Here is a 1,220-nt window from a genome sequence, read left to right on the forward strand (position 1 = left end):
CAACCGACCGCCGTGAGAATGGCAAAAAACTGACTGGTCTTATCAATCATAGGGATAAACGTCCAAAGTATCGGTTTCATCGACGCAGAGCGACGGGCCAAAGGTGCCGGTCACGTCGATGTCTTGCGGGGCCGGCGGGTACACGTCGATCTCTTCGCCCTCTTCAACGCACACGGCGATGCCCAGCACACCCTCGGTCTGCAGACTGAGCGCCAGGTTGGTCATGTGCCGGCTGACCGGACGGGCGTCGTCGATCAACCACGCCAGTTCCTCGTACAGTTCTTCGGTGATTCCGGCGTCATTCAGCCCGACCTCCAGGGCGAACGTACCGGGCTCGCCTTCCGGCACGGTGTCGAACCATTCCACGACGTCGATCAAATAGCCCAAAGGCTCGACCACCCGACGCAGCGCACCGATGGTGCCCTTGCGCGCATGCACGTCGTACGCCGAACGGATCGCCGTGCGCTTGGCCTCCTGCGTCCAGTTGTTGTTCCAGCGGTCCACCGACCAGGCCGAAGCCAGATACGGCAACAGGTGTTCAGGGCAGGTGTCGGCGTTGTACAAACTGCGCAGCGGGATCAGCGTGTTTTCGTAATTGGCCGCTTCCACGGCCAGCTCCAGCGGCGTGCTGTTGAGCGGTAACTGAGTGCTCATGTCAGGCCCCCAGCGTCACGCTGTAGCCGGTGCAATACGCCGCCTCGGCCTTGGTCGGCTTGATATCGGTCCAGCCCAGCAGCTCGACCCGGGCGATGCCGGGAATGTGCAATTGCGCATCGATCCCCGAGCGCGCCACTTCCAGCCCCAAGCGGCGGCGTGGGTTGATCCACTCGCTCAGGCGTTTCTGGCTTTCGGCCAGATAGGCTTCGTTTTCCGGACCGGGTGCCTGCGGGTACAACACCGCCTCGATGCGGTAGTCGATCACCACCGCGCTCTGCACCGTGAGCCGGTCCGCTACCGGCCGCACGTCCTCGTCATTCAGGTGCAGGCGGACCTGCTCCAGCAGTTCCGGCGAGGCGGCGCCGCTGCCTTCCAGGCTGAGCACGGTGACCACCACCACGGCCGGTGACGGACTTTCCGCCGTGGCATCGGCGACCAGGCCCGAGGCGTTGCGCGCATGCAGGATGTAGCTGTTACGCGGTCCCGCCGTGGTCAACCCCTCATACGACAGCTGCACCCGCTCGCGCAGGGCATCGTCCTCTTCAAGCACCTGAGGCGTCGGT

The 1,220-nt window shown here is 64.0% G+C and carries 2 protein-coding genes; both read right to left on the reverse strand.

Annotated elements, in window-relative coordinates:
- Positions 1-42: 42 nt before the first annotated feature.
- Positions 43-654: a phage tail protein I gene (locus AC1DWM_RS30080; RefSeq protein ID WP_477796883.1), complete on the reverse strand. Its 612-nt coding sequence runs from the start codon at positions 652-654 to the stop codon at positions 43-45.
- A gap of 1 nt (position 655) precedes the next feature.
- On the reverse strand, positions 656-1,220 hold a 565-nt coding region (locus tag AC1DWM_RS30085), incomplete at its 5' end, for a baseplate J/gp47 family protein (protein ID WP_477796884.1).

It is taken from the genome of Pseudomonas sp. P4_C8, from assembly GCF_056401975.1.

Excerpts from the sequence above, each read along its gene's own strand:
- AC1DWM_RS30080 (WP_477796883.1), bottom strand. The coding sequence starts at position 654 with ATGAGCACTCAGTTACCGCTCAACAGCACGCCGCTGGAGCTGGCCGTG.